The organism is Caballeronia sp. SL1002, assembly GCF_057814995.1.
The window spans coordinates 449,062-467,064 of the sequence record NZ_JBYMUW010000004.1 but is presented as its reverse complement, the minus strand read 5'-3'; the positions used below and the strand labels follow the sequence as shown (position 1 = coordinate 467,064).

Here is an 18,003-nt window from a genome sequence, read left to right as displayed (position 1 = left end):
GCTTAGCGACCGAGCAAGCAGCGGCCATCCGTTTCTGTCTGCGCGCAGATTGCTTGGCCCGATTGCAAGCCAGGCAGCGCGGGCAAGTTCGCGGCAACCGGCGCGGACGGCAAAGACGACGAAGACGAAACGGGCGCGGCAAACGCGGCGATCGCGCTCAGCGAGAACAATGCTGCGATAGCCAGCGACGTGAGCGAAGCGGAATACTTGATCATCTTGGTGGTTAGCTTTTATTGAATGGCGATGAGGAGCGCGCCTGAACGAACTGCTCCGAGTACCGCATTCGAGCAGTCCAGCGCACCAATAAACCCACAATCTGCAGGTTTCAACGCGATTAACGGCAGCACAGGAAGAATATTTAATCCGGCCGGGTCTCGGCGCATCGGGGCTAAAGCGCGCTAAACCGGGCCTGTAAGCACGCGTAAGCCAGCACTTTCGATCAGTGCAACTGCCCGGTCCATAAGGACTGCCTCTGTTCTCAATGGATCGCAAAACTTACTAAATCCAAGCTGGATTCGACGTTTTTTCGGCGCTAGATCGTGCCCGAAATTCGTCGTCTCGACGTCTTTCCGTTTCTTACTCGTGCGCTAGCGTAGCCGTGATTTTGATGCCCGGGAGCGCGCTTGGCGAACGCCGCCCTGCAGCCTTATCATTCGATGACATTGCACGGCCGGAGAACGTCTTGTCATTTGTATCGGCCATTCCGGCGGACACGATCCGGGCTTATCGGGAAACGCTGTACCACGTCTACACGACCCCGCCGATCGTGCTCAGGATCGACGAATTCAATGCGCCGCTCGCTGCGCTTCACAAGCAATCCGGCGTTGCGTCGAGCGCGTTCGTGACGGCGTGCAATCCGCTCGGCGAGCAGGCATCCGACGCATCGTCGAACGTGCGGCGTCAGCATGCACTCGCGCTCGACCTGACCCAACGCGGGCTACTGTTCTACGATGGAATCGGCCAGCATCCAGCCAACGACTGGCCGGGGGAACCGAGCTTTCTCGTTCTCGGACCGACGCTCGAAGCGGCCAAGGCACTCGGCCAGCGATATGCGCAGAACGCAATACTCTGGTCCGGCGCCGACGCAGTGGCGCAACTCGTACTTCTACGGTGATCGATAGGAGCAGCGACGATGTCAATCGAAGCGATCTTGCGCGGTACGCCGGTGTGGGTCTGGATACTTCTGATCTATCTGCTTTCGCGCGGCATCAAGGCGATGCAGGGCGGCACCGCGCCGTTGTCGAAACTGGCGATCATCCCCGTCGTCTTCGCGGTCTGGGGAATCATGCATCTCGTGCGCGAACTCGCCGCCGGATGGAAGACGGCGCTCGCCTGGACGATCGGCGCGGCGTTCGGCATTCTCGCGGGCATCGCGATCGCGGCGAGAACGCGCTTCACGGTCGATCCCGCACAGAAAACCGTCACGCTGCCGGGATCGATCGTGCCGATGATCCTGATCGTCGTGACCTTCGCGTCGAAATTTTATGTGGGACTCAAACTGGCGACATCGAGCGGACTCGGGATCGATTCGCCGATCGTCATTTTCGACGGTCTGATTTCAGGCGCGGTAGCGGGAATCTTCGCCGGCCGGTTTTTAATCTATGTGAAGCGGTTTCGGAGCGCGTCCGAAACCGGCTTGGGCAACTCGGTGTAGTGCGAACCGATTGTCAGGCAGCAAGCCCGATGCCGCCCGGATGCGCATGAGCCACGCTCGCCAGCAGCGCGACGTCAACCGGTTGATCGGCGACGAGTTCCAGCGCCGCAGCCTCACGGGCGGCCGCCGCTTTCTTGGTCTTCCCCGCGCGTGACGGCGGCTGGCAGGCCCCGCACACCACGTTGTTCTGCAAATCATGTTTGTGCGCCACGAACTTGCCGGTGCAGCGGCAGCACCGCGTCATCTGCAACATGTCGGCGTCGAAAAAGCGCACTAAGGTCCAGGCCCGCGTCAAATCGAGTACCGCCTCGACACCGCTATGCGTGCAGTGTTCGAGATACAGCCGATACCCTTTAGTCAAAGCATCGAGGTGCGAACAGCCCGCCTCTTTCTTCAGAAACACATACGTGTTGTAAAACAGCGATGCGTGGATGTTCGCCAGCCACGTCATGTACCAGTCGGCCGAAAACGGCAGCATGCCCTTGGGCGGCGACATGCCCTTCACCTCGCGATACAGCCGGATCATCCGGTCGCGCGACAGCGTCAATTCGCTTTCGAGCACCTGCATCCGCGCGCCCAGTTCGATCAGGGCGATGGCGCGAAACACTTCTTGTGCGTCTTCGGTGAGGCTTTTCTTCAACATGGCTCGCTCCGTCTCTCTCTTAAGCGAACTGTTCGGCGGGTTGGCCGGCCAGCAGAATTGCGGCGTGCGTCGACGCGATATTCGCGTGTTTCGCGGGCTGCGTGAGAGCGGACAGCATCGAGTGATCGTTGAAGCGGAAAAAGCACAGCAGTTGATCGGAACCGGCGAGCTTCACGACCTGAGCCAGCGTCAAGCCGGAAAGCAAGTCGGCCAGTTCCGCCGACAAACCGAGCCGAAACATGCCGACGGCGCGGTCTTCGCGCAGCATGCGCTGAGCGAGCATGATGTACGACAAATTGATTTCGCGGATCGAATCCAGCGTTTCACGACCGTTCATGTTCCAGCTTCCGATAAAACCCCGAACGTTTTCGGCATTTTTTGCCGATGTATTTTTACGTTTGCCTCAGATCGTTACAACTCGTAACAACACTGTGAAACGGATTGTAACGATTGGTGATAACTGGATCAATGGGTGTCAGAAATTATTTCGGAGGTTGAAAAAAAACAACGGTAAAAGATTCACTCAATTCTTCTGTGTATTTGAAAGTACGGGCGTTTTCGATCCAAAAGCAGCGCAGAAAAACAACATTATTTGGCACTCTTGAGGAAAACTTGGAGCCGACAGCCAAGCATCGCTCCGATCCGCACGCCCGGTCAAATTTACTCCAAGTCAGCTGCGCCGCGCGCCGCACGGCGCGCACGTTAAGATTCGGCATAAACACGACCACGCTCCCACGATGACCGCAAAACCCGATTCGGCCCTCCCCGACGCGCCCGCGAAAAAGCGCGCTTCCCGTTCGCGGCTTACTTATGTGATCGGCAGTCTCGACCGCATTTTGCGCCGCCGGATGACGGAGGCACTCGCGCCGTCGGGTCTGACGCTCGCGCAATTCACAGCGCTTTCCGTGCTCGACGCGCGCGGTCAGGCGTCGAACGCGCAACTCGCCGAACGCTCGTTCATCACGCCGCAATCGGCCAACGAGGTAATGAACGTCATGGCCTCGCGCGGCTGGATCGTGCGCGAACCCGATCCCTCGCATGGCCGCATCCTGCTGCTAAAACTCACCGACGACGGCCGCCAGGTCCTGCGTCAATGCGAAAAGGCCGTGCGCGCACTCGAAGAACAGATGCTCGCCGGCATCGGCGCCGACACGGCCGCCACGGTTCAGCACCACCTCGAACTCTTCGTCCGCAATCTGCGCGACTGATTTCTCCCGGCCTTCCCAACGCGAACTAGGTGTTTTCACTCAATCGCGTACGCTTGCTTTATCAGGCTACCTGATATTAAATGAAGTCGTCGGCGGGTGATGAACGAAGGTTTCCATCGCCGCCATTCCGGCTAAATCATCAGGGAACATCAGGGAATTGACATGAGCACTTACGAAGGCCGTTGGAAGACCGTGGACGTGAAAGTCGAGAGCGGCATTGCATGGGTGACGCTGAATCGTCCGGAAAAGCGCAACGCGATGAGTCCGACGCTCAACGCGGAAATGCTGCAGGTACTCGACGCCGTCGAACTCGACGACGCCGCGAAAGTGCTGGTCCTGACCGGCGCTGGCTCGGCTTGGACTGCGGGCATGGACCTGAAGGAATACTTCCGCGAAGTCGATGCAGGCCCGGAAATCCTGCAGGAAAAGATTCGCCGCGATGCTTCCGAATGGCAATGGCGACGGCTGCGCATGTATGCCAAGCCGACCATCGCGATGGTGAACGGCTGGTGTTTCGGCGGCGGATTCTCGCCGCTCGTCGCGTGCGATCTGGCGATCGCCGCCGACGAAGCCGTGTTCGGCCTCTCCGAAATCAACTGGGGCATTCCGCCCGGCAATCTGGTGAGCAAAGCGATGGCGGACACGGTCGGCCATCGCCGCGCGCTGCATTACATCATGACGGGCGACACCTTCACGGGCGTCGAAGCGGCCGACATGGGCCTCGTCAACAGCAGCGTGCCGCTTGAACGTCTGCGGGACGAAACGCTCGCCCTCGCCGCCAAGCTGCTCGAAAAGAACCCGGTCGTCCTGCGCGCCGCGAAGCACGGCTTCAAGCGTTCACGCGAACTGACGTGGGAACAGAGCGAGGACTACCTGTACGCCAAACTCGATCAAGCGCAATTGCGCGACCCGGAACGCGGCCGCGAACAAGGCCTCAAGCAATTCCTCGACGACAAGTCGATCAAGCCGGGCCTCCAGGCGTACAAGCGCTAAATTGACGGCTCGATCGATTGATATCAGAGGAGACACGCCGATGAACGAGATTGACCTGTTGATCAACGGCCAAAAGCAGAAGGCCGCCGGACACGCGACGTACGAACGGCGCAATCCGGTGAGCGGCGAAATCGCGACGCGGGCCGCCGCCGCGAGCGTAGCGGATGCCGATGCCGCCGTGGACGCCGCCCACGCCGCGTTTCCCGCTTGGGCCGCACTTGCGCCGACCGAGCGCCGCAAGCGCCTTTTGAAAGCGGCTGATCTGATGGATGCGCGCACCGCCGACTTCATCGCCGCGGGCGTCGCCGAGACGGGCGCGATGCCGAACTGGTACGGCTTCAACGTGATGCTCGCTGCAAATATGTTGCGCGAAGCCGCCGCGATGACCACGCAGATCGACGGCAGCGTGATTCCGTCCGATGTGCCCGGCAACCTGGCGATGGCCGTGCGTCAGCCGTGCGGCGTCGTGCTCGGCATCGCGCCGTGGAATGCGCCGGTGATCCTCGCGACGCGCGCCGTCGCCATGCCGCTCGCGTGCGGCAATACGGTGGTGCTCAAGGCGTCGGAGCAATGCCCGGCTGTCCACGCGATGATCGGCGATGTGCTGCACGAAGCGGGCCTCGGCGACGGCGTCGTGAATATCGTGACGAACGCGCCCGACGATGCGCCCGCGATTGTCGAGCGGCTGATCGCGCATCGCCATGTGCGGCGCGTGAACTTCACGGGTTCGACCCACGTCGGACGGATCATCGCGAAGCTCGCGGCGGAACATCTCAAGCCGGTGCTGCTGGAACTCGGCGGCAAGGCGCCCGTGATCGTGCTCGACGACGCCGATCTCGACGCCGCCGTCGATGGCGTCGCGTTCAGCGCGTTCTTCAATCAAGGGCAGATCTGCATGTCGACGGAGCGCGTGATCGTCGCGCGCGGGATCGCGGAAGTTTTCGTGGACAAGCTCACGGCAAAGGCGCGTTCGCTTGTCGCGGGCAATCCGCTCGATCCGGCAAGCGTGCTCGGCGCGATGATCGACACGCGCGCGGTCGAACGCGTGGCGGCGCTCATCGCGGATGCCCACGAAAAAGGCGCGCGGCTTCCCGCCGGTTGCACGACGTCGGGCGCGATCATGCAGCCGGCCATCGTCGACGGCATCACGCCCGAAATGCGGCTCTATCGCGAGGAATCGTTCGGGCCGGTGGTCACCGTGCAGCGCGTGGACAACGACGACGAAGCCATCGCCGTCGCGAACGACAGCGAGTTCGGTCTCTCGGCCGCCGTCTTCAGCCGCGATATCTCGCGCGCGCTCGCCGTCGCGAAACGCATCGAATCGGGCATCTGCCATATCAACGGCCCGACCGTCCACGACGAAGCGCAAATGCCGTTCGGCGGCGTGAAAAGCAGCGGTTACGGACGCTTCGGCAGCAAGGCGTCGATAGCGGAATTCACCGACTTGCGCTGGATCACGATCCAGACTACGCCGCGCCATTACCCGGTCTAGCGTCACGGCCGATGCCTTCGCAGAAAGGCGCGGCCGCCATCAGGTTTGCAGGAGACAACAACGTGACAAGCGTTAATCCCACTGTGGGCGCGCGCTATCGGGACGTGGCCGTCAGCACGGCCGCGACCGATATCGTGAAAGAAGGCAACACCTGGTATCTGCGCTCGCAAGAGCCGTTGCGCGACTATCCATCGCGGCTCACGGACCGGCTCGTGAGCGGTGCCGCCGCGCATCCGGACCGCGTGCTGATCGCGCGTCGGGGCGCTGACGGCGCGTGGATCGAGATCACGTATTCGCAGATGCTCGAACGCGCGCGCGCAATCGGACAGGCGCTGCTGGACCTCGGCCTGTCCGCGTCCCGGCCGCTCGCGATTCTCTCGGGCAACGATCTCGAACATCTGCAGTTGTCGTTCGGCGCGATGCTCGCGGGCGTGCCGTTCGCGCCGCTATCGCCCGCGTATTCGCTTGTTTCCAGCGATTTCGGCAAGCTGCGCTACATGCTCGATCTGCTGCGCCCGGGCCTTGTTTATGCGGGCGATCACGTTGCGTTTTCGCGCGCAATCGACGCCGTCGTACCGCGCGATACGACCGTGGTAACGAACGAAGCCACGCATCGCTCGATCGCTTTCGACACGCTGCTCACGCATGCGCCGCGCGACCTCGACGCGGCGCACGCGAACGTCCACGCCGACACCATCGCGAAGATTCTCTTCACGTCAGGCTCGACCAAGCTGCCGAAAGCCGTGCCGACCACGCACCGCATGCTGTGCAGCAACCAGCAGATGCTGCTGCAGACTTTCCCGGAATTCGCGAAGGAGCCGCCGGTGCTCGTCGACTGGTTGCCTTGGAATCACACGTATGGTGGCAGTCACAACGTCGGCATTGCGCTGTATAACGGCGGCTCTCTCTATATCGACGACGGCAAACCGGTCGCCGGCAAGTTCGAGGAAACGCTGCGCAATCTCCGCGAAATCTCGCCGACCGCGTACTTCAACGTGCCAAAGGGCTGGGAAGAACTCGCCATCGCGCTCGAAACGGATGCGCCTCTCCGGCAGACTTTCTTCGCTCGCGTGAAGCTCTATTTCTTCGGCGGCGCGGGGCTTTCGCAAGCAGCGTGGGACCGGCTGGAACGCGTGACGGAAGCGCACTGCGGCGAGCGGATTCGCATCATGGCGGGACTCGGCATGACGGAAACCTCGCCGTCGTGTCTGTTCACGACCGGGCCGATCATGCGCGCCGGTTATATCGGCCTGCCCGCACCGGGCTGCGAGACGAAGCTCGCGCCCGTCGACGGCAAGCACGAACTTCGCTTTCGCGGCCCGAACGTAATGCGCGGCTACTGGCGACGCGACGAATGCGCCGAGCCCGCGTTCGACGAAGAAGGCTTCTATTGCAGCGGCGACGCCGCCATCTTCGTCGATCCCGAACGCCCCGAACTCGGCCTGCAATTCGATGGCCGCACCACCGAGGACTTCAAGCTCGGTTCCGGCACGTTCGTGAGCGTCGGGCCGCTGCGCGCACGCGTGGTGTCGGCGGGCGCGCCGTTCGTGCAGGACGCGGTCGTGACCGGCATCAACCGTGCGGAGATCGGCTTGCTCGTGTTCCCGCGTATCGACGATTGCCGGCGTCTCGCCGCGTTGCCGAAGGACACAAGCATCGAGGACGTGCTGCAGGCCGCGCCGGTCGTCGCGTTTTTCCGCGATTTGCTGACGCGCCTGAATCGGGAGGCCACGGGAAGCGCAAGTTACGTCGCGCGCCTGCTGCTGCTCGACACGCCTCCATCGCTCGATCTCGGTGAAATCACCGACAAAGGCTCGATCAATCAGCGCGCGGTGCAGAAGCATCGCGACGGGCTGATCGACGCGATGCACGCGCCCGACCCAGCCGATCCACGCGTCATCGCAGCACTCCGCAACTAAAAGAAAACCTCGCCGCCGTTTCCATCTGCGTGGCATCTGCGTGTCATCTGTGTGGAAATGGACGTCGAAACTCGCCCTCTTAATCAGGATGCCTGATATGAAATCACTCGAAACCGGCTCGGCGGGAGACACCGTGGCCCTCGGATCGCCCGCCCGCACCAATGCGGCGATCACCCTCGGATTGTGTTTCGCGGTCGCGCTGCTGGAAGGGCTCGACCTGCAATCGGTGGGCGTCGCCGCGCCGCGCATGGCGCGCGAATTCGGTCTTTCCGTCGCGCAAATGGGCTTGGCGTTCAGCGCGGGGACGTTCGGCCTCTTGCCCGGCGCAATGTTCGGCGGACGGCTTGCGGATCGCATCGGAAGAAAGCGCGTGCTGATTCTGTCGGCGTGCCTGTTCGGCCTGCTCTCGATCGCGACCGCGCTCGTCAGCGACTTTCACACGCTGGTGATCGTGCGTGTTTTGACGGGTATCGGACTCGGCGGCGCGTTGCCGAACCTGATCGCGCTGTCGTCCGAGTCGGTCTCGCCGCGTGCGCGCAGCACGGCAGTGAGCGTGATGTATTGCGGGATTCCGTTCGGCGGCGTGATCGCCTCGGTGATCGGCGTGATGAGCGCGGGCGACACCGACTGGCGGCATATTTTCTATGTCGGCGGCGCGGGCCCGCTGATTCTCGTGCCGCTGTTGTTCGCGTTTCTGCCTGAATCGAAGGCGTTTTCGCAGGCCTCGCGAGACGGCAGCGTGACGCCCGCACCCGTCGGGCACGTGCTGTTCGGCGGCACGCGCGGGCTGTCCACCGTGCAAATCTGGGTCAGCTATTTCTGCACGCTGATCGTCCTGTACTTCCTCCTGAACTGGCTTCCTTCGCTCATGGCCGCGCGCGGTCTTACGCGGCCTCAAGTCGGCTTGGTGCAGATCGCGTTCAACGTCGGCGGCGGATTGGGCGCGCTCTGCATCGGCATGTTGATGGACCGGATGCGCTCGGCGCTGGTCGTCGCCGGCATGTACGCGGGGATCATCGCGTCGCTCGCGGCGCTCTCGGTCGCGCCCGGCTTCGGCGCGCTTGCGGCGTCCGCGTTCTTCGCGGGCATGTTCGTGATCGGCGGGCAATCGGTGCTGTATGCGCTGTCCGCCGCGTTCTATCCCACCGCGATGCGCGGCACCGGTGTGGGCGCAGCAGTCGCGGTCGGGCGCATCGGCTCGGTGGTCGGTCCGCTCGCGGCCGGCCAGTTGCTCGCGATGGGCCGCAGTTCGTCGGTGGTGATCGGCGCAAGCATTCCGGTGACGCTCATTGCGGCGGCCGCCGCGTTGCTGCTGATCCGCAGGCCGCGCGCAAACGACTGACGGCCTCGCCAACACTTTCATAAAAACAAACACACAAACAAAACGGTCTGGAGACTCCGCAATGAAAGCATCCGTATGCCTTGCCTTATGCACCGCGCTCGCTGCGACGAGCACCGTCGCGCTCGCGCAATCGAGCGTCACGCTCTACGGCATCATCGACACGGGTATCGAGTACGTGTCGCACGCAAACGCCGCGGGCAACGCAGTATTTCGCATGCCGTCCGTCACCGGCGAACTTCCGTCGCGCTGGGGCCTGCGCGGATCGGAAGATCTCGGCGGCGGATATAGCGCGATCTTCACGCTGGAAAGCGGCTTCAATACGCGCAACGGCGAACTGGGCCAGGGCGGACGATTGTTCGGTCGACAAGCGTTCGTCGGCGTGAAGAGTCCTTACGGGACGCTCGCATTCGGACGCCAGTACACGATGACGTATCTCGCGCTGATGAACGCGGACATCATCGGACCGGACATCTACGGACTCGGCTCGCTCGACGCTTACGTGCCGAACGCGCGCGCCGACAACGCCGTGAGCTATATCGGCGCTTATCGCGGCGTGACGCTCGGCGCGAGCTATTCGTTCGGACGCGACGCCGCAGGCACGGGCAATTCGCCGGGCGCGGGAATCTGCGCGGGATCGGTGGCGGGCCGTGCCACCGAGTGTCGGGATTGGTCGGTGATGCTCAAATACGACGCCCCGTTCTTCGGCGTCGCGGCATCGTATGAAGAGCAACGCGGCGGCGGCACGAACGCAGCCGCGAATTTCTTCGACGGCGTAGCGCCGACCACACTGATCGATGCCGCCGACAAGGACATTCGCACCCACGTCAGCGCTTATGCGAAGTTCGGCGACGCGAAGATCGGCGCGGGCTGGCTCAACCGGCGTGTCGAGACCGACGCGGCGGCCGTTCCCGATGTGCGCTCGAATCTGTTCTTCGTGGGCGCGTCGTACTTCGTGACGCCGGCGTTTCTCGTCGATGGCGAGGTGTACCGGATCGTGAATAACGATCACGACACGCGGGCGACGATGGGCACTTTGCGTACCACTTACTTGCTTTCGAAGCGCACTGCGATTTATGCGCAGGGTTCGTATCTCGCCAATAGCGCGCGGGCGCGATATTCCGTTAGCGGCGGGGGCGGTGGGACTACGCCTGCGGCGGGTGAAGGGCAGACGGGTGTGATGCTAGGGCTTCGGCATATGTTCTAGTGGGGTCGCTGGCGCTTGGGGTTGAGTTTTCGCTGGCGCTTGGGGGTGGGTTTTTGCTGGCGCTTGGGGGTGGGTTTTTGCTAGCGCTTGGGGGTGGGTTTTTGCTAGCGCTGCGCCTGACGGTTTTGGTCTGCTGCCGCTTGCTGCTTTTGTTTGCATGCGCTTCTTGGGAACCTGCTTTCGTGTAGGTCCATTAGCACGCCGCTATGCGCGGCAGCAGTCACTTTCTTTGCTGCTGCAAAGAAAGTAACCAAAGAAAGCAGCTTGTCCACCTAAGTGTCCACCTCGAATAACCACGCGGATAGGCCCGCAAGCTGACTCGGCCAACTCGCATCCATTCGAATTGGCACAGCGCCTGTCAGCTCCGTCCTCGCTGCGCTATGACGACAGGAACGCGAAGAAGCGAAACACCAAAACGCCAAAGCCCCAACGCTTCAACGGTTCAACGGTTCAACGGTTCAACGCTTCAACGCTTCAACGGTTCAACGGTTCAACGCTTCAACGGTTCAACGCTTCAACGCTTCAACGCTTCAACGCTTCAACGCTTCAACGCTTCAACGCTTCAACGCTTCAACGCTTCAACGCAGTTAGAGAACCGATGGTTTTTGATGATACGTGCTGGCAGGCATTTATGCCTGCCGGGATGAATGAGCGGCTCCACTCTGTTGGGTGGTGCGATGGCCGAATCAGCTTGCGCACCACTCCCGGTTATGGCCAGTGGTGGACACTTAGACGGAACAGCTGCTTTCTTTGGTTACTTTCTTTGCAGCAGCAAAGAAAGTGACTGCTGCCGCGCATAGCGGCGTGCTAATGGACCTACACGAAAGCAAGTTCAAAAGAAGCGCAAGCAAACAAAAGCAAGGGCGCCAGCAAACCACCCCGCGAGCAAGCTCCCAAAGGTCGCCTGACAACAAAAGCAAACCCAGCCAAAAACGACAAACCCAAAATCCCAAAAACGACTCGAGTCCACTAGCCCGTCAGGAAACCCCCAAATGTCCAATTCACGATCAGCAGCACTCGCCGCGACGATACTGGCGGCAACGACAGCAACGCTCACCGCGTGCGGCGGAAGCACCAACGACGCTACGTCCTCCCTACCGCAACTCAGCGCCGCAACGCCAGCGCCCCTCGCAGGATCCTGTGCCGCGCTCTCGCCAAAACTGGCATTCACGAACACCGTATTCACCTCAGTCACCGACGTCCCAGCGGGAACCCTAACGGTAGCCGGCAAGTCCGTGCCGGAACACTGCCTGATCCAGGGCAACATGAATCAACGCGTCAGCACCGTCGACGGCAAAACCTACGCGATCGGCTTTGAAATGCGCTTGCCCGTGGCATGGAACGGCCGCTTCTTCTATCAGGCGAACGGTGGCCTCGACGGCAACGTCCTCACCGCAACCGGTGAAATCGGCGGCGGCGGTCCGACCGACAACGCGCTCAACATCGGCTTCGCCGTCATCAGTTCCGATGCCGGTCACAGCGCCTCGCAAAATCCGCTGTTCGGTCTCGATCCGCAAGCGCGGATCGACTATGGCTACAACGCGGTCGCGACACTCACGCCGATGGCAAAGCAGATCATCAAGCTGGCGTACGGCAAAGCGCCCGATCGAAGCTACTTCGACGGCTGCTCCAATGGCGGACGCCACGCGATGGTCGCGGCGGCGCGTTCGTCGGCGGAATACGACGGCATCATCGCGGGCGATCCGGGCTTTCATCTGCCGAAGGCTGCAATCGGCGAGATGTGGAGCGCGCAACAGTTCGCGAAAGTCGCGACCGCGACCACGACGAGCGGCCTGCCCGACATCAAGACTGGCTTCACGGCAGCCGAGCGGCAACTCGTGGCATCGCGCATTCTCGCGAAATGCGATGCCCTCGATGGCGCAACCGACGGTCTCGTGCAAGACATCAAGGCATGTCAGGCGAACTTCAGCCTCGCCAACGACGTGCCGACCTGCGCGTCCTCCACGCGCGACGGAACGTGTCTCACGAGCGCGCAGAAAGACGCCATCGGCCAAGTGTTTTCCGGCGCGCACGACAGCGCAGGCACCGCGCTCTACGCGAGCTTTCCGTTCGACGCGGGCATCGACGGGGCGAACTGGACGGCGTGGAAGCAATCCAATTCCATCACGCTCGACCCCGCCGCCGCCGCGTTCACGTTCACCACGCTGCCTCAATCGGCCTCGCTGTTGAGTCAGTTATCCGCGTATGCGCTCGGCTTCAGCATGGACACCGACGCCCCGAAAATCTTCGCGACGAACGGCGTCTACAGCGAGTCTTCGTGGTCGTTCATGACGCCGCCGGACGAGACGAACCTGAGCGCCTTGAAGAAGCGCGGCGCGAAACTGATGGTCTATCACGGCACGAGCGACCCGGTGTTTTCATCGAACGATACGACCGACTGGTATCAGCGTGTGATGACCGCGAATGGCGGCGACGCGAGCAACTTCGCGCGCCTCTACACCGTGGCGGGCATGAACCACTGCTCGGGCGGCCCGACCGCCGATCAGTTCGACATGCTGACGCCGATGATCGCGTGGGTCGAGCAAGGCCACGCGCCCGACAGCGTGATCGCCACCGCGCGCGATGCAGCCAACGTCGTGCCGAATGCGGAAGTGCCCGCCGACTGGGGCGCGGGACGCACGCGGCCGCTGTGCGCGTACCCGAAAGTCGCGCGCTATAAAGGCGGCGACGTGAACGCCGCCGCCAGCTTTGCGTGCAGCTAGCGCATGAACGCGGGTTCCGGCGCGCAGTGCGCCACGCCCGCCTTCTCCAGACGACGCGCCGCCGCCAGCGCCAGATCCTCGCGCCAGGGCGGCGCGATCAATTGCACACCGATCGGCAAGCCGGCCGACGTCATCAGCGGCACGGTGACGACCGGCAAGCCGAGACACGATATCGGTTGCGCCAGCAGACCGAGATTCGGCCGCGTCGGCAGCAACCGTCCGCCAGCCGAAATATGTTCCGCGCCGATCACCGGCGCGACCACCGGCGTGGCCGGGGCAATCAGCAAATCGTGCTGCGCGAACAACGCGAGGAACTCGCGCCGCAACACCGCGCGCACGCGTTGAGCGTGCTGGACCCAAGCGGCGGGCAACAATGCGCCCGCGAGAAAACGGTCACGCGATAGCGGCTCGCGATCGGCGTAACGCGCCTTCAGATTATCCCGATGCAATGCGCCGCCCTCCGCCGCCGAAATCACGAATGCCGCGCCGCGCGCCGCCTCGGCGTGCGCGAATTCTACGGTCGCGTCCGCGCTCGCGTCGAGCGCGCGGGCGGCGTCCGTTGCGGCGGCGCGGGCGTCGTCGCCGGCGAAGTCATCGAAGTAGCCTGTGAGGCGCGCGACGCGCAGCGGTCCGTCTTGCGTGTCCGGTAAGCCGGGTTTTAGCGCGCAGGCTGGGTCGTCGGGATCGGCGAAGAGCAACGCCTCGTACACGGCGGCGAGATCGTCGGCGCTGCTCGCGAACGCGCCCAAATGGTCCAGGCTCGCGACGAACGGGAACGAGCCACGTCGCGAAAGACGTCCATAGGTGGGCTTGATGCCGAACACGCCGCAACACGACGACGGCACGCGGATCGAGCCATTCGTGTCGGAGCCGAGCGTGAGCGGCACGAACCCGGCTGCGACCGCCGCCGCGCTGCCACCCGACGATCCACCCGCCGTGCGGCTCAAATCGCGCGGGTTCCGGCAAACGCCGTGATGATGATTCTCGGTCGTGAAGCCGTAGGCAAACTCGTCCATGTTGAGCGCGCCGAGCAACACCGCGCCGCTCAGACGCATCTGTTCGACGAGCACGGCGTCGCGGCTCGCGGGCGGATCGTCTTCGAGCACGCGCGATCCGGCAACCGTCGTCACGCCTTCGATATCGAACAGGTTCTTCACTGCATACGGCACGCCCGCGAGCGGCGGCAGGCTGGCGCCGCTCGCACGCAGCGTATCGACCGCAGCCGCCTCCGCCAGCGCGCGCTCCGTTGTCACGTGCGTGAACGCGCGAACCTGCGGGTCGAAACGCGCGATGCGATCGAGCGCGTCTTGCGCCACTTCGACAGCGGTCGTCTCGCCGTCCGCAATCGCGCGGGCGATCCCCAGTGCATCGTGCGGAAGTCCGCTTTCTTCTATCGCTCGATTCATCGTGGCTCCAGGCTATAGACCGGCGCGGGTTCATCGTGCGGCGAGAGTTCGAACGCGAGCATCGGCGCCGCGACCATCGCGACGCGTTCCAGTTGTTCGAGCACGCGCGCCGCAACGTCCGGTGCGAGTTCGAAGCCTTGCAGCCGGGCGGCCGCGTCGAGATACAGCGCGAGCGTTGCGCTATCGGGGGTCGGTGTCATCGCGATTAATGGGTTGTTGTCGAGAGATAAAGCGTGCGGGCCAGCGCGAGCAGCGCGCGGTCCGTACCCCGTGCGCCGATCAGCGAGAGCGCCAGCGGCCGGTCGATTTCGTCGGTGAGCGGAATCGTCACTTGCGGCAAGCCGCCGAGCGCGGCGATGGAATTCATCGTGAGTGCGTCGCCGTAGAAGCGGTCGATCGTCGCAGCGGGCGCGTCCTTCGCGAGCAGCGCGCGCGGCGTGGTCGGGAGCACGAGCACGGTGTCCGCGAGCAACGCGGCGAGCTTCGCGCGCAACGGCTCGCGACGTTCGCGACAGCGCGCGACCTCGGCGGGATCGAGCGCGTCGAGCCGGGCGAAGCGTGCGGCAATCGACGGTCCGAACACCGGCTGCGTCTCCTTGATCCAGCCACCGAGCGCGGCGAGAATGTCGCCGTCCTGCAATTGCTGATAGCAATGGAGCCACGCATCGTGCTCGCCGTCGAATACGTCCATCGACGCGGTCGCGCCGAAGCCGCGCGCGAATGCCGAGAGACGCGCCGCATCGTCCGGTTCGTTCGCGGCGCGCGCGGCGAACGCTTCGTTGAACAGCACGAGACGGGGCGTCGTGCTCCCCGATTCGGTCTCGCTCGCGGCCGGTGGCAACAGCACGTCTCCCACGGCGATCAGCGTATCCACGTCGCGGGCGAACCAGCCTACCGTGTCGAACACTGGCGAGAACGGCAGCACGCCCGCCGTCGATACCGCGTCGTGGCTCGGACGAATGCCCCACAATCCGCAAAACGCAGCGGGCACGCGGACCGAACCGCCCGTGTCGGTGCCGAGCGCGAAATCGACCGCACCGCCCGCGACCGCTGAAGCCGATCCACTCGACGACCCGCCCGGCAGCGCATCCGGCCAGCGCGTATTGAGCGGCGTGCCGTAATGCGCGTTCTCGCCTTCGAGGCTGTACGCGAGTTCATCGGTCAGCACCTTCCCGTCCACCGATGCGCCCGCCGCGAGCAGCTTCGCGACTGCCGGCGCGTGCGCGCTCGCGGGTCCGTGTGTCTTGAGCCAATCCGGATTGCCGCCGCCGGTCGTGACGCCCGCCACGTCGATCAGATCCTTCACGGCGAAGCGCAGGCCGTCGAGCGGCCCGCTTGCCGTCGCGCTTGACACGACGCGCTCGCCCGGCACAAATGCGTTCAGCGGATCGTCGCTCATCACGTCATGTCTCCGGTGGTTTCAAGTGCATCGGCGATACGCGCCGAATCCGTCACGAAGCCAAAGCACTTCTTCACGTTCCATACGGTGGCTTCGGTGCAGAACGCGGGCGACGAGGTCGCGCAGCAGTCTTCCACGAGCACGCAGCCGTAGCCGAGGAAGTTGGCGTCGGTGAGCGAATGGAGCACGCACTGGTCCGTGTTCACGCCCGCGAACAGCACGGTGCGAACACCGAGATTGCGCAGGATGCTGTCGAGCGGCGTGTCCCAGAATCCGCTGATGCGGTATTTGTCCACGCAGATGTCCTGCGGCTCGGGCGCGAGTTCATCCACCACCGCCGCCGCCCACGAATCTTTTTCGAGCACATGTGCGTCGTGCTCCGGCAACGGCTCGCCGAGGCCGGTTCCGGTGCCCGTGGGCTTGTATAAATGCAGCTGATTCGGCGGCATGTTGGCGAGGTCCGGACGGTTTCCCCAGTTCACCCAGATCACCGGTACGCCCTGCACGCGCAGCTTCGGGAGCAGGCGCTGCAATGGTGCAATGGGCGCACGATCGACTTCGTAATTGCCCCCGATGTGGGCAACCCAGCCTCCTTTGGTGCAGAAGTCATTCTGCATATCGATCACCACCATCGCCGTGCGGCGCAGGTCGATCCGCACGTTCTGCGGCTCGCTTGCAAGCGTCACGGGCACGGGGTCGGGCGCGGGTATCGCCATGTCCACGAGCGTCGGACTGGCGCGCCAATGGTACTGATCCGAGCGGCCGAGCCGCCCGCTCACGCCCGCCACGTCTGCCTGTTCGTCCTTCATGCCGTTTTGTTCCATTGCTGTTCGAGTGGGTAAATGGGTTGATCGTCCGGGACCGCGATGCCGTGCGGTCAGCCGACGCATACGTGGTTTCGCGAGCCTTCTTCGCCGATGTTTTTCGCGCGTTGATCACGCTTGGCATCGAAGTTGCATTTCGGTCATGCATAACTTACTTACCCAAACCGAACGCAAGAGGAATGCCAGTATGTTCAACGTCTCCCGCTCCGCCGCCCGGCCGTACCGCTCGCTGATCCAGGCGACGCTCTTCGTCACCGCCGCCGCTTCGTTCTCGGGCGCGATGCTCAATGCCTACGCCGCCGACCCGCTGCGCGTCGGCGTGCTGATTCCCGGCTCGAAGTCGGACAAGGGCTGGATGGAATCGGGCTACGAAGGGCTCGTCGCCGCTCAGAAGGAACTCGGCCCGAAGATCAAGACGCAGATGATCGAGAACATCAACTACGCCGACATGGAGCAGGCGCTCACCAATCTCGCGTCGAAGAATCAGTTGGTGATCGGCGTGGGCGGACAGACGCAGGCCGCCGTGCTGAAGATCGCCAAGCGGTTTCCGAATACGAAGTTCGCGATTGTCGGCGGCAATAAAGGCCAGGACATGCCACCGAACGTCGCGGGCTATGACGTGAAGCAGGCCGAAATCGCTTACGTCGCGGGCGCGGCGGCGGCGATGCTCTCGAAGAACGGCGCGGTGAGTTATGTCGGCGGCATGGAGATTCCGTCCATCGTCAACGCGGGCAAGGAGTTCGGCAACGGCGCGCGCGCGATCAACCCGAAGATCAAGTATTTCGAGAGCTACACCGGCGACTTCGACAACGTGTCGAAGGCAAAGGAAGCGACGCTTGCCGCCATTTCGCAAGGCGCCGACGTTCACTATCACATTCTCAACCTCGGCCTGCGCGGTCTCGAACAAGCCGCGACCGAGAAGCACACGCACCTGATCGGCAGCTACACGGACCGTTGCGGCACGGACCCGCTGTATATCGCGTACTCCATCACGGGCGTCGGTTTCCAGGTGCAGTACGCAATCGACCAGATGTCCGCCGGAACGTGGCAGCCGGGCTACAAGGCGTTCGGTCTTGCGATGGGTCCGAAGGCATCGGGCATGGCGGTATGCAACGCGACGCCTGAAATGAACGCCAAGATCAAGCAGATCGAGGACGACATCAAGAGCGGCAAGATCAAGGTGTCAGAAGGCTGAC

Annotated in this window: 18 protein-coding genes; 12 read left to right on the top strand and 6 right to left on the bottom strand. The window is 63.2% G+C overall.

The genetic code is table 11. From position 1 onward, the window contains the following. Positions 1 to 682: 682 nt before the first annotated feature. Both AC3D25_RS23600 and AC3D25_RS23595 read left to right on the top strand, forming a co-directional pair. Entirely contained in the window at positions 683 to 1,114 is a 432-nt protein-coding gene (locus tag AC3D25_RS23600; protein WP_488890890.1) for a DUF3293 domain-containing protein, read from the top strand. 18 nt (positions 1,115 to 1,132) lie between these two features. After that, the gene (locus AC3D25_RS23595; RefSeq protein WP_488890889.1) at positions 1,133 to 1,654 is read left to right on the top strand and encodes a DUF6622 family protein; all 522 of its coding nucleotides are present in this window, start codon (positions 1,133 to 1,135) and stop codon (positions 1,652 to 1,654) included. A gap of 13 nt (positions 1,655 to 1,667) precedes the next feature. On the opposite strand, the gene flhC is transcribed toward AC3D25_RS23595, so the two are convergent. Together flhC and flhD are read right to left on the bottom strand one after the other, a co-directional pair. Further along, a complete protein-coding gene (gene flhC / locus AC3D25_RS23590) occupies positions 1,668 to 2,297 on the bottom strand; it encodes a flagellar transcriptional regulator FlhC (RefSeq protein WP_488890888.1) in 630 nt (209 codons plus the stop codon). 19 nt (positions 2,298 to 2,316) lie between these two features. Next, positions 2,317 to 2,634 carry a flagellar transcriptional regulator FlhD gene (gene flhD, locus AC3D25_RS23585; RefSeq protein ID WP_488890887.1) on the bottom strand — a complete coding sequence of 106 codons (318 nt, stop codon included), beginning with the start codon at positions 2,632 to 2,634 and terminating at the stop codon, positions 2,317 to 2,319. Between flhD and AC3D25_RS23580 the strand changes: the two genes are divergently transcribed. The 9 genes from AC3D25_RS23580 (at position 2,633) to AC3D25_RS23540 (ending at position 13,178) form a co-directional block, all read left to right on the top strand. After that, entirely contained in the window at positions 2,633 to 2,902 is a 270-nt protein-coding gene (locus AC3D25_RS23580; RefSeq protein WP_488890886.1) for a hypothetical protein, read from the top strand. The two genes, flhD and AC3D25_RS23580, sit on opposite strands and share 2 nt — an antisense overlap. Positions 2,903 to 3,034: 132 nt before the next feature. Beyond that, positions 3,035 to 3,505 carry a MarR family winged helix-turn-helix transcriptional regulator gene (locus AC3D25_RS23575; protein WP_488890885.1) on the top strand — a complete coding sequence of 157 codons (471 nt, stop codon included), beginning with the start codon at positions 3,035 to 3,037 and terminating at the stop codon, positions 3,503 to 3,505. A 162-nt stretch (positions 3,506 to 3,667) separates the two neighbouring features. Continuing rightward, the gene (locus AC3D25_RS23570) at positions 3,668 to 4,498 is read left to right on the top strand and encodes a p-hydroxycinnamoyl CoA hydratase/lyase (protein ID WP_488890884.1); all 831 of its coding nucleotides are present in this window, start codon (positions 3,668 to 3,670) and stop codon (positions 4,496 to 4,498) included. 40 nt (positions 4,499 to 4,538) lie between these two features. Beyond that, the gene (locus tag AC3D25_RS23565) at positions 4,539 to 5,990 is read left to right on the top strand and encodes an aldehyde dehydrogenase (RefSeq protein ID WP_488890883.1); all 1,452 of its coding nucleotides are present in this window, start codon (positions 4,539 to 4,541) and stop codon (positions 5,988 to 5,990) included. A gap of 11 nt (positions 5,991 to 6,001) precedes the next feature. Next, on the top strand, positions 6,002 to 7,909 hold the full coding sequence (locus AC3D25_RS23560) for a feruloyl-CoA synthase (protein ID WP_488890882.1): 1,908 nt from the start codon (positions 6,002 to 6,004) through the stop codon (positions 7,907 to 7,909). A gap of 97 nt (positions 7,910 to 8,006) precedes the next feature. Continuing rightward, positions 8,007 to 9,251 carry a 3-(3-hydroxy-phenyl)propionate transporter MhpT gene (gene mhpT / locus AC3D25_RS23555; RefSeq protein WP_488890881.1) on the top strand — a complete coding sequence of 415 codons (1,245 nt, stop codon included), beginning with the start codon at positions 8,007 to 8,009 and terminating at the stop codon, positions 9,249 to 9,251. 61 nt (positions 9,252 to 9,312) lie between these two features. Next, complete coding sequence (locus AC3D25_RS23550) at positions 9,313 to 10,455, top strand: porin (RefSeq protein ID WP_488890880.1); 1,143 nt, start codon at positions 9,313 to 9,315, stop codon at positions 10,453 to 10,455. Positions 10,456 to 10,798: 343 nt separating this feature from the next. Further along, positions 10,799 to 11,239 (top strand): hypothetical protein, encoded by a 441-nt coding sequence (locus tag AC3D25_RS23545; RefSeq protein ID WP_488890879.1) that lies wholly within the window; start codon positions 10,799 to 10,801, stop codon positions 11,237 to 11,239. A gap of 208 nt (positions 11,240 to 11,447) precedes the next feature. Beyond that, positions 11,448 to 13,178, top strand: a complete 1,731-nt coding sequence (locus AC3D25_RS23540; protein WP_488890878.1) for a tannase/feruloyl esterase family alpha/beta hydrolase — start codon at positions 11,448 to 11,450, stop codon at positions 13,176 to 13,178. Here AC3D25_RS23540 and AC3D25_RS23535 read toward each other — a convergent pair. The 4 genes from AC3D25_RS23535 to AC3D25_RS23520 are packed head-to-tail and all read right to left on the bottom strand — an operon-like array spanning position 13,175 to position 16,807. Further along, positions 13,175 to 14,584, bottom strand: coding sequence for an AtzE family amidohydrolase (locus tag AC3D25_RS23535; protein WP_488890877.1), 1,410 nt, complete (start codon positions 14,582 to 14,584; stop codon positions 13,175 to 13,177). The two genes, AC3D25_RS23540 and AC3D25_RS23535, sit on opposite strands and share 4 nt — an antisense overlap. Further along, positions 14,581 to 14,784 (bottom strand): DUF4089 domain-containing protein, encoded by a 204-nt coding sequence (locus AC3D25_RS23530; RefSeq protein ID WP_488890876.1) that lies wholly within the window; start codon positions 14,782 to 14,784, stop codon positions 14,581 to 14,583. The genes AC3D25_RS23535 and AC3D25_RS23530 overlap by 4 nt, the downstream gene beginning before the upstream one ends. A gap of 5 nt (positions 14,785 to 14,789) precedes the next feature. Next, positions 14,790 to 15,983, bottom strand: coding sequence for an amidase (locus AC3D25_RS23525; protein ID WP_488890875.1), 1,194 nt, complete (start codon positions 15,981 to 15,983; stop codon positions 14,790 to 14,792). After that, positions 15,983 to 16,807 (bottom strand): cysteine hydrolase family protein, encoded by an 825-nt coding sequence (locus AC3D25_RS23520; RefSeq protein ID WP_488890874.1) that lies wholly within the window; start codon positions 16,805 to 16,807, stop codon positions 15,983 to 15,985. The genes AC3D25_RS23525 and AC3D25_RS23520 overlap by 1 nt, the downstream gene beginning before the upstream one ends. A gap of 187 nt (positions 16,808 to 16,994) precedes the next feature. Between AC3D25_RS23520 and AC3D25_RS23515 the strand changes: the two genes are divergently transcribed. Next, on the top strand, positions 16,995 to 18,002 hold the full coding sequence (locus AC3D25_RS23515; RefSeq protein WP_488890873.1) for a BMP family protein: 1,008 nt from the start codon (positions 16,995 to 16,997) through the stop codon (positions 18,000 to 18,002). Position 18,003 lies beyond the last annotated feature (1 nt).

Coding starts and splice junctions, on each gene's coding strand:
- flhD (WP_488890887.1), bottom strand. CDS start 2,634: ATGAACGGTCGTGAAACGCTGGATTCGATCCGCGAAATCAATTTGTCG.
- AC3D25_RS23515 (WP_488890873.1), top strand. CDS start 16,995: ATGTTCAACGTCTCCCGCTCCGCCGCCCGGCCGTACCGCTCGCTGATC.
- mhpT (WP_488890881.1), top strand. CDS start 8,007: ATGAAATCACTCGAAACCGGCTCGGCGGGAGACACCGTGGCCCTCGGA.
- AC3D25_RS23565 (WP_488890883.1), top strand. CDS start 4,539: ATGAACGAGATTGACCTGTTGATCAACGGCCAAAAGCAGAAGGCCGCC.
- AC3D25_RS23540 (WP_488890878.1), top strand. CDS start 11,448: ATGTCCAATTCACGATCAGCAGCACTCGCCGCGACGATACTGGCGGCA.
- AC3D25_RS23530 (WP_488890876.1), bottom strand. CDS start 14,784: ATGACACCGACCCCCGATAGCGCAACGCTCGCGCTGTATCTCGACGCG.
- AC3D25_RS23525 (WP_488890875.1), bottom strand. CDS start 15,983: ATGAGCGACGATCCGCTGAACGCATTTGTGCCGGGCGAGCGCGTCGTG.
- AC3D25_RS23560 (WP_488890882.1), top strand. CDS start 6,002: ATGCCTTCGCAGAAAGGCGCGGCCGCCATCAGGTTTGCAGGAGACAAC.
- AC3D25_RS23570 (WP_488890884.1), top strand. CDS start 3,668: ATGAGCACTTACGAAGGCCGTTGGAAGACCGTGGACGTGAAAGTCGAG.
- flhC (WP_488890888.1), bottom strand. CDS start 2,297: ATGTTGAAGAAAAGCCTCACCGAAGACGCACAAGAAGTGTTTCGCGCC.
- AC3D25_RS23550 (WP_488890880.1), top strand. CDS start 9,313: ATGAAAGCATCCGTATGCCTTGCCTTATGCACCGCGCTCGCTGCGACG.
- AC3D25_RS23580 (WP_488890886.1), top strand. CDS start 2,633: ATGTTCCAGCTTCCGATAAAACCCCGAACGTTTTCGGCATTTTTTGCC.
- AC3D25_RS23575 (WP_488890885.1), top strand. CDS start 3,035: ATGACCGCAAAACCCGATTCGGCCCTCCCCGACGCGCCCGCGAAAAAG.
- AC3D25_RS23520 (WP_488890874.1), bottom strand. CDS start 16,807: ATGGAACAAAACGGCATGAAGGACGAACAGGCAGACGTGGCGGGCGTG.
- AC3D25_RS23595 (WP_488890889.1), top strand. CDS start 1,133: ATGTCAATCGAAGCGATCTTGCGCGGTACGCCGGTGTGGGTCTGGATA.
- AC3D25_RS23535 (WP_488890877.1), bottom strand. CDS start 14,584: ATGAATCGAGCGATAGAAGAAAGCGGACTTCCGCACGATGCACTGGGG.